General features: G+C 49.5%; 8 protein-coding genes and 2 pseudogenes. 4 read left to right on the top strand and 6 right to left on the bottom strand.

Annotated elements, in window-relative coordinates; genetic code table 11:
• Both ACUU1M_RS02915 and ypaB read right to left on the bottom strand, forming a co-directional pair.
• A partial coding sequence (locus ACUU1M_RS02915; protein ID WP_449144639.1) for a hypothetical protein occupies window positions 1-160 on the bottom strand: 160 nt, incomplete at its 3' end.
• 424 nt (window positions 161-584) lie between these two features.
• Window positions 585-728: a protein YpaB gene (ypaB, locus tag ACUU1M_RS02910; RefSeq protein ID WP_001753443.1), complete on the bottom strand. Its 144-nt coding sequence runs from the start codon at window positions 726-728 to the stop codon at window positions 585-587.
• A gap of 127 nt (window positions 729-855) precedes the next feature.
• Here ypaB and nrdA point away from each other — a divergent pair, with 127 nt between their 5' ends.
• From nrdA to yfaE, 3 genes are all read left to right on the top strand, one after another.
• Entirely contained in the window at window positions 856-3,141 is a 2,286-nt protein-coding gene (gene nrdA, locus ACUU1M_RS02905; protein ID WP_001075180.1) for a class 1a ribonucleoside-diphosphate reductase subunit alpha, read from the top strand.
• A gap of 233 nt (window positions 3,142-3,374) precedes the next feature.
• A complete protein-coding gene (nrdB, locus tag ACUU1M_RS02900; protein WP_000332036.1) occupies window positions 3,375-4,505 on the top strand; it encodes a class Ia ribonucleoside-diphosphate reductase subunit beta in 1,131 nt (376 codons plus the stop codon).
• The gene (gene yfaE / locus ACUU1M_RS02895; protein WP_000135039.1) at window positions 4,505-4,759 is read left to right on the top strand and encodes a ferredoxin-like diferric-tyrosyl radical cofactor maintenance protein YfaE; all 255 of its coding nucleotides are present in this window, start codon (window positions 4,505-4,507) and stop codon (window positions 4,757-4,759) included. The genes nrdB and yfaE overlap by 1 nt, the downstream gene beginning before the upstream one ends.
• A 53-nt stretch (window positions 4,760-4,812) precedes the next feature.
• Here yfaE and inaA read toward each other — a convergent pair whose 3' ends face one another.
• Together inaA and ACUU1M_RS02885 are read right to left on the bottom strand one after the other, a co-directional pair.
• Window positions 4,813-5,463 carry a lipopolysaccharide kinase InaA gene (inaA, locus tag ACUU1M_RS02890; RefSeq protein WP_000301039.1) on the bottom strand — a complete coding sequence of 217 codons (651 nt, stop codon included), beginning with the start codon at window positions 5,461-5,463 and terminating at the stop codon, window positions 4,813-4,815.
• Window positions 5,464-5,542: 79 nt separating this feature from the next.
• Window positions 5,543-5,647, bottom strand: a pseudogene (locus ACUU1M_RS02885) (hypothetical protein); the annotation flags it as partial.
• On the opposite strand from ACUU1M_RS02885, the pseudogene ACUU1M_RS02880 reads away from it, so the two are divergent.
• Window positions 5,642-5,884 (top strand): annotated as a pseudogene (locus ACUU1M_RS02880) (LysR family transcriptional regulator); the annotation flags it as partial. The pseudogenes ACUU1M_RS02885 and ACUU1M_RS02880 overlap by 6 nt on opposite strands.
• A gap of 41 nt (window positions 5,885-5,925) precedes the next feature.
• On the opposite strand, the gene glpQ reads toward ACUU1M_RS02880, so the two are convergent.
• Together glpQ and glpT are read right to left on the bottom strand one after the other, a co-directional pair.
• Complete coding sequence (gene glpQ, locus ACUU1M_RS02875) at window positions 5,926-7,002, bottom strand: glycerophosphodiester phosphodiesterase (RefSeq protein ID WP_000768975.1); 1,077 nt, start codon at window positions 7,000-7,002, stop codon at window positions 5,926-5,928.
• Window positions 7,003-7,006: 4 nt separating this feature from the next.
• Window positions 7,007-8,365 carry a glycerol-3-phosphate transporter gene (gene glpT, locus ACUU1M_RS02870; RefSeq protein WP_000948706.1) on the bottom strand — a complete coding sequence of 453 codons (1,359 nt, stop codon included), beginning with the start codon at window positions 8,363-8,365 and terminating at the stop codon, window positions 7,007-7,009.
• Window positions 8,366-8,499 lie beyond the last annotated feature (134 nt).

Raw genomic sequence — 8,499 nt, 5'->3', positions numbered from 1 at the left:
TAATGCCTGAAAGGCTTTGCCTGCTGGCGTGACAACTCGCTTTGATATCATATCCCTGGCATAAATCAATGGCCGCCGCGACACCGTTAGCAGAGAAAAGAGATGCAATCATTGACGGGAGTAGAGATAAATACTCCTTGCGTAGAAAGATAATCCGCATATTAATCTGACCATCATTTTATATAAGACGGCATATTTAAACGCATTATACAATATGGGTTATCTTTCTTTTGTAAATTGTCCAACCCGATGCAATGGCTATTTTGTTATTATTTGATGAATAATATCAGTGCGTCATAATTCAAGTTAATAACCTTAAGGGATACCAGTTATATTTAAACTAAATTAAAGTAATGAATAATTTTCTTATAATATAAGGTAAATTAACAAAATGGCTTCGCATTTAACAATAACCGAATAGAAAACAACCATTTCGACATCAACAATCGCTTACATTCGCTTATATATTGACCACAACTGATACATCAGATTATGTGATGACTCGTGCTTAGATCAATTTTTGCAATCATTAGCAAAAAGATTAATAAACCATCTATATCAATTTATCCAACCTATTCTGCCGTTCAAGAAATCGCCGAACAGTTATTTTTAACAAATTTTTCTCTTCCCATTGACTTTCCCGGACACCTTGTCTGACCTAAGGTGCGCGAAAGCCACTTTTTCCTTCCTGAGTTATCCACAAAGTTATGCACTTGCAAGAGGGTCATTTTCACACTATCTTGCAGTGAATCCCAAACATACCCCCTATATATAGTGTTCTAAGCAGCTTCCCTTACTACAGGTAGTCTGCATGAAACTATTGCGGAAAGAATTCCAAAAACAGGTACGACATACATGAATCAGAATCTGCTGGTGACAAAGCGCGACGGTAGCACAGAGCGCATCAATCTCGACAAAATCCATCGCGTTCTGGATTGGGCGGCAGAAGGACTGCATAACGTTTCGATTTCCCAGGTCGAGCTGCGCTCCCACATTCAGTTTTATGACGGTATCAAGACCTCTGACATCCACGAAACTATTATCAAGGCTGCCGCAGACCTGATCTCCCGTGATGCGCCGGATTATCAGTATCTCGCCGCGCGCCTGGCGATCTTCCACCTGCGTAAAAAAGCCTACGGCCAGTTTGAGCCGCCTGCGCTGTACGACCACGTGGTGAAAATGGTCGAGATGGGCAAATACGATAATCATCTGCTGGAAGACTACACGGAAGAAGAGTTCAAGCAGATGGACACGTTTATCGATCACGACCGTGATATGACCTTCTCTTATGCTGCCGTTAAGCAGCTGGAAGGCAAATATCTGGTACAGAACCGCGTGACCGGCGAAATCTACGAAAGCGCCCAGTTCCTTTATATTCTTGTTGCCGCGTGCCTGTTCTCGAACTACCCGCGTGAAACGCGCCTGCAATACGTGAAGCGTTTTTACGACGCGGTTTCCACATTTAAAATTTCGCTGCCGACGCCAATCATGTCCGGCGTGCGTACCCCGACTCGTCAGTTCAGCTCCTGCGTACTGATCGAGTGCGGTGACAGCCTGGATTCCATCAACGCCACCTCCAGCGCGATTGTGAAATATGTTTCCCAGCGTGCCGGGATCGGCATCAACGCCGGACGTATTCGTGCGCTGGGCAGCCCGATTCGCGGTGGCGAAGCGTTCCATACCGGCTGTATCCCGTTCTACAAACATTTCCAGACAGCGGTGAAATCCTGCTCTCAGGGCGGTGTGCGCGGCGGTGCGGCAACGCTGTTCTACCCGATGTGGCATCTGGAAGTGGAAAGCCTGCTGGTGTTGAAAAACAACCGTGGGGTTGAAGGCAACCGCGTGCGTCATATGGACTACGGGGTACAAATCAACAAACTGATGTATACCCGCCTGCTGAAAGGTGAAGATATCACCCTGTTCAGCCCGTCCGACGTACCGGGGCTGTACGACGCGTTCTTCGCCGATCAGGAAGAGTTTGAACGCCTGTATACCAAATATGAGAAAGACGACAGCATCCGCAAGCAGCGTGTGAAAGCCGTTGAGCTGTTCTCGCTGATGATGCAGGAACGTGCGTCTACCGGTCGTATCTATATTCAGAACGTTGACCACTGTAATACCCATAGTCCGTTTGATCCGACCATCGCGCCAGTTCGCCAGTCTAACCTGTGCCTGGAAATTGCCCTGCCGACCAAACCGCTGAACGACGTCAACGACGAGAACGGTGAAATCGCGCTGTGTACGCTGTCTGCTTTCAACCTGGGCGCAATTAATAGCCTGGATGAACTGGAAGAGCTGGCGATTCTGGCGGTTCGTGCACTTGACGCGCTACTGGATTATCAGGATTACCCGATCCCGGCCGCCAAACGTGGAGCGATGGGGCGTCGTACGCTGGGTATTGGTGTGATTAACTTCGCTTACTATCTGGCGAAGCACGGTAAACGCTACTCCGACGGCAGCGCCAACAACCTGACGCATAAAACCTTCGAAGCGATTCAGTATTACCTGCTGAAAGCGTCTAATGAGCTGGCTAAAGAGCAAGGCGCGTGCCCGTGGTTTAACGAAACCACTTACGCGAAAGGGATCCTGCCGATCGATACCTATAAGAAAGATCTGGATGCCATCGCTAATGAGCCGCTGCATTACGACTGGGAAGCATTGCGTGAATCAATCAAAACGCACGGCCTGCGTAACTCCACGCTTTCTGCCCTGATGCCGTCCGAGACCTCTTCGCAGATCTCTAACGCCACTAACGGTATTGAACCGCCGCGCGGTTACGTCAGCATCAAAGCGTCGAAAGACGGTATTTTGCGCCAGGTGGTGCCGGACTACGAGCACCTGCACGACGCCTATGAGCTGCTGTGGGAAATGCCGGGTAACGATGGCTACCTGCAACTGGTAGGTATCATGCAGAAATTTATCGATCAGTCGATCTCTGCTAACACCAACTACGATCCGTCACGTTTCCCGTCAGGAAAAGTGCCGATGCAGCAGTTGCTGAAAGACCTGCTCACCGCCTACAAATTCGGGGTCAAAACGCTGTATTATCAGAACACCCGTGACGGCGCTGAAGACGCGCAGGACGATCTGGTACCGTCAATCCAGGACGATGGCTGCGAAAGCGGCGCATGTAAGATCTGATATTGAGATGCCGGATGCGGCGTAAACGCCTTATCCGGCCTACGGCTCGGTTTGTAGGCCTGATAAGACGCGCCAGCGTCGCATCAGGCTCCGGGTGCCGGATGCAGCGTGAACGCCTTATCCGGCCTACGGCTCGGATTTGTAGGCCTGATAAGACGCGCCAGCGTCGCATCAGGCACAGGATGCGGCGTAAAATGCCTTATCCGGCATTAAACTCCCAACAGGACACACTCATGGCATATACCACCTTTTCACAGACGAAAAATGATCAGCTCAAAGAACCGATGTTCTTTGGTCAGCCGGTCAACGTGGCTCGCTACGATCAGCAAAAATATGACATCTTCGAAAAGCTGATCGAAAAGCAGCTCTCTTTCTTCTGGCGTCCGGAAGAAGTTGACGTCTCCCGCGACCGTATAGATTACCAGGCGCTGCCGGAGCACGAAAAACACATCTTTATCAGCAACCTGAAATATCAGACGCTGCTGGATTCCATTCAGGGTCGTAGCCCGAACGTGGCGCTATTGCCGCTTATTTCTATTCCGGAACTGGAAACCTGGGTCGAAACCTGGGCGTTCTCAGAAACGATTCATTCCCGTTCCTATACTCATATCATTCGTAATATCGTTAACGATCCGTCTGTTGTGTTTGACGATATCGTCACCAACGAGCAGATCCAGAAACGTGCGGAAGGGATCTCCAGCTATTACGATGAACTGATCGAAATGACCAGCTACTGGCACCTTCTGGGCGAAGGCACCCACACCGTTAACGGTAAAACCGTAACCGTTAGCCTGCGCGAGCTGAAGAAAAAACTGTATCTCTGCCTGATGAGCGTTAACGCGCTGGAAGCGATCCGCTTCTACGTCAGCTTTGCTTGTTCCTTTGCCTTTGCAGAACGCGAACTGATGGAAGGTAACGCCAAGATTATTCGCCTGATTGCCCGCGATGAAGCCCTGCACCTGACCGGTACTCAGCATATGCTGAATCTGCTGCGCAGCGGCGCGGATGATCCGGAGATGGCGGAAATTGCCGAAGAATGTAAGCAGGAGTGCTATGACCTGTTTGTCCAGGCGGCACAGCAAGAGAAAGACTGGGCGGATTATCTGTTCCGTGACGGTTCGATGATTGGTCTGAATAAAGATATTCTCTGCCAGTACGTTGAATACATCACCAATATCCGCATGCAGGCAGTCGGTTTGGATCTGCCGTTCCAGACGCGCTCCAACCCGATCCCGTGGATCAACACCTGGCTGGTGTCTGATAACGTGCAGGTTGCTCCGCAGGAAGTGGAAGTCAGTTCTTATCTGGTCGGGCAGATTGACGCGGAAGTGGACACCGACGATTTGAGTAACTTCCAGCTCTGATGGCCCGCGTTACCCTGCGCATCACTGGCACACAACTGCTGTGCCAGGATGAACACCCTTCCCTTCTGGCGGCGCTGGAATCCCACAATGTGGCGGTTGAGTACCAGTGCCGCGAAGGTTACTGCGGCTCCTGTCGCACCCGACTGGTCGCAGGTCAGGTGGACTGGATTGCCGAACCGTTAGCCTTTATTCAGCCGGGGGAAATTTTGCCCTGTTGTTGCCGGGCAAAAGGCGATATTGAAATCGAGTTGTGATCGGGTACTAGCGCCAGATACGACGCTTACGCGTATTATCTGGCCTACAACGATTACATGGCGTAGTAATACGCTTTCACCTGCTCCCAGTCCGCTTTAGGGATCGGCTCCAGATATTTTTCCAGCTGGCGGAAGTCATGATTAATCGCTTTATCACGACGCAAGCGGCGACGACTTTTCTCCAGATCAAGAAAACCAGCTTCTGCCTTACCTTCTGTTTTCACATAGATATGGCGAACATAGCAACAGCCATGCTGACGATTAACGCTATGCATTTTCTTAAACGCCAGTGCCACTGCTTTCAACATGGCTTGCCGTACTTCGTCAGAATAAGGCGATACTGCATGTCGGGCATACCAGTCAGCAATGCTGATGAACCCCGCCATATCTTCAGTCACCAGCAACGCGCGCCATTCACCCTCAATTTTCACCGCTTCACCAAAAACGATCTTCGGCACGATGACACCGGCCCGTTCCAGTTCTTTAATTACCGCAACCTCACGGACAATCGTTGGTCGGCCGAACGGATAACGTACTAAATGAAACAGATGATGCGTCATGCGCTTTACATACAGCTTTTTGCCGTTGCGCTCGACGCATTGCACCCCGCTCATACCATTACGGCGATAGTTAGGCTCTTCAACCCAGTCGCCCTCTGTTGCCCACCAGTGATTAAATTCGTCGTACTTTGCTGAAACTGCCATACCCTATCGCCGGTCATTTTTATTAACGACAATGACTATAGGTGGTTACCTGAGGAAAATCTTAATGAAACGTGTCGTATTAATGAATTTCTTTTGCCGCTACAGGTGTGACACCGCTTTTGCCCTTCATTTGCAGCGCATAGATTCCACCAGCCACTACCACTAATAGTGCGCCCAGCAGATAAAATGTGAATTTAATCAGTCGGATACAGCGATGAATTTTATTCGACAGGGATTAGGCATCGCCTTACAACCAGAGTTAACGCTGAAAAGCATTGCAGGTGAATTGTGTTCCGTTCCTCACGAACCAACCTTCTATCGACAGATTTCGTTGCTGACTAAAGAAAAGCCGGTAGAAGGCAGTCCACTGTTTTTACTACAAATGTGCATGGAACAATTAGTGGCGATTGGAAAAATTTGATATGAGACAGGATGGCGCATGAACGCCATCCTGCAGTAACATTACTCTTTATTAAGAAATTTTACTGCCTTATCAGGGAAATCAGTAAACAGCCCATTTACACCCGCTTTGTTATACAGAGCATCATATAACTGATTCACATCAGGAGTGTATTCAGGCAGTTTATCTGACCGCACGGTATAAGGATGCACTACCAGTTTATTCTGCTGAGCATCTTGCACCATGCCAGTGAGTTTGATATTACCCGGCTGCGATGTCTCCTCAATCAACATATGGTAATCCGGACCAATACCATCTGCATATTCCGCCACCTGTTTCATGGCACCCGGCTTAAACATCCAGTCGTAGTTGTAATTAACCCAGCTTCCATCCGGCTGTTTCTGCTGCGTTTCATTCCAGTCGGTATAGGCAATCAGCTGTACCAGATTGAGCTCCATGCCCATTTTGGGTTCCAGCTCATTCTTAATACGCTTCAGCTCATCAGCATCAAAACATTGCAAATAAACTTTATCGTCTTTACCGGTGTAACCATATTTCTTCAGCACTTCCAGCGTTTTTGCCGCAATATCCTTCCCTTCCTGATGATGGAACCACGGCGCTTTGATTTCTGGATAGATACCGATATTTTTCCCGGTAGAGTGATTTAACCCCTGAACAAATTCAATCTCTTCTTCAAAGGTGTGCACCCGGAAGTCGGACTTACCCATTGGGAAACGCCCCGGATAAGTCTGTACTTTTTTACCGTTTTCAATATCGAAACCTTCGGTAAATTTCAGCGACTTAATTTCATCCAGCGTGAAATCTATCGCGTAGTAACGACCGTCTTTACGCGCCCGATCCGGGAAACGATCGGCAACATCAGTAACACGATCGAGATAATGGTCATGCAGAACAACCAGATGGTCGTCTTTGGTCATCACCAAATCCTGTTCCAGATAATCCGCTCCCTGCGCATACGCCATCGCTTTTGCTGGCAGCGTATGCTCCGGCAAATATCCACTGGCACCGCGATGGGCGATGACTATTTTTTCGTTGCTGTCCGCCGCCATTGCACTGCTTCCCATGACTATAGTGCTCATCATGATCGCCATGCTAAGGTTTTTCAGCTTCAATTTCATGCCATTAGCCTCCGTTGCGTTTTTGCAGTAATTGTTCATGGCGACGTTTTTCGCCAATCATCACAACAATCAACAAGATAACCGCCAGAATGCTGCCGCCAATCATTACCATAAAGCCGCCATCCCAGCCGAAGAAGTCCACGGTGTAGCCAACAATCGCGCTCGCCGCCACCGAACCGCCCAGGTAACCAAACAGCCCGGTAAAGCCCGCTGCCGTACCTGCCGCTTTTTTCGGTGCCAGTTCCAGCGCATGCAGACCGATCAGCATCACAGGACCGTAGATCAGGAAGCCGATAACAATCATACAAATCATATCGACGGTTGGGTTACCTGCCGGGTTCATCCAGTAAACGATAGTCGCGATGGTCACCAGTGTCATAAAGAAGACGCCGGTTGCCCCACGGTTACCACGGAAGACTTTGTCCGACATCCAGCCGCACAGCAGGGTGCCCGGAATACCCGCATACTCATAGAAGAAGTAGGCCCAGGAGGATTTATCCAGCGCGAAATGCTTAACCTCTTTCAGATAAGTCGGTGACCAGTCGAGGATGCCGTAACGCAGCAGATAAACGAACACGTTGGCGATGGCGATGTACCACAGCAGTTTGTTCGGCAGCACGTACTGCATGAAGATTTGCTTCGCGGTCAGCTCCTGTTCCGCTTTTTCGTTATAGTCGTCCGGATAATCATTTTTGTACTCTTCGATCGGCGGCAAGCCACAGGATTGCGGGGTATCGCGCATCATCGCAAAGGCGAATAATGCCACCAGAATGGCGCAGAAAGCAGGCATATAGAGCGCCGCATGCCAGTCATTGAACCAGGCCATCCCCAGCAGGAACAGCAGCGGCGGAATACCACCACCGACGTTGTGCGCACAGTTCCACACTGACACAATGCCGCCACGTTCTTTCTGCGACCACCAGTGCACCATAGTACGACCACACGGCGGCCACCCCATCCCCTGGAACCAACCGCAGAGGAACAACAGTACAAACATCACCGCAATGCTCGACGTCGCCCATGGCACAAAGCCCATAAACAACATCACTGCCGCCGCCAGAATCAAACCTGCGGGCAGGAAAACGCGCGGATTCGAGCGATCCGATACCGAACCCATGATGAATTTCGAAAATCCATAAGCAATCGAGATCCCCGAAAGGGCAAAACCTAAATCACCGCGTGAGAATCCCTGCTCAACCAGATAAGGCATAGCAAGCGCAAAGTTCTTACGAACCAAATAGTAAGCCGCATAGCCAAAGAATATCCCCAGGAAAATTTGCCAGCGCAATCGATGATAAGTCGGATCGATCTCCGCGGCAGGTAAGCGCGCTTTGTGTGGCGCTGGTTTAAAAATACTCAACATTGATAGCCTCCGTGGCCCGTGGTCTTATTTATGATTAACAGCCTGATTCAGTGAGAGAACCTGCCGTTTCTTGAGTTGCCGCGATGTTAAGAAAACATTCATAAATTAAATGTGAATTGCCGCACACATTATTA

This window comes from Shigella sp. SIG6, from assembly GCF_053555815.1.
This window is presented reverse-complemented; position numbering and strand designations above follow the sequence as displayed.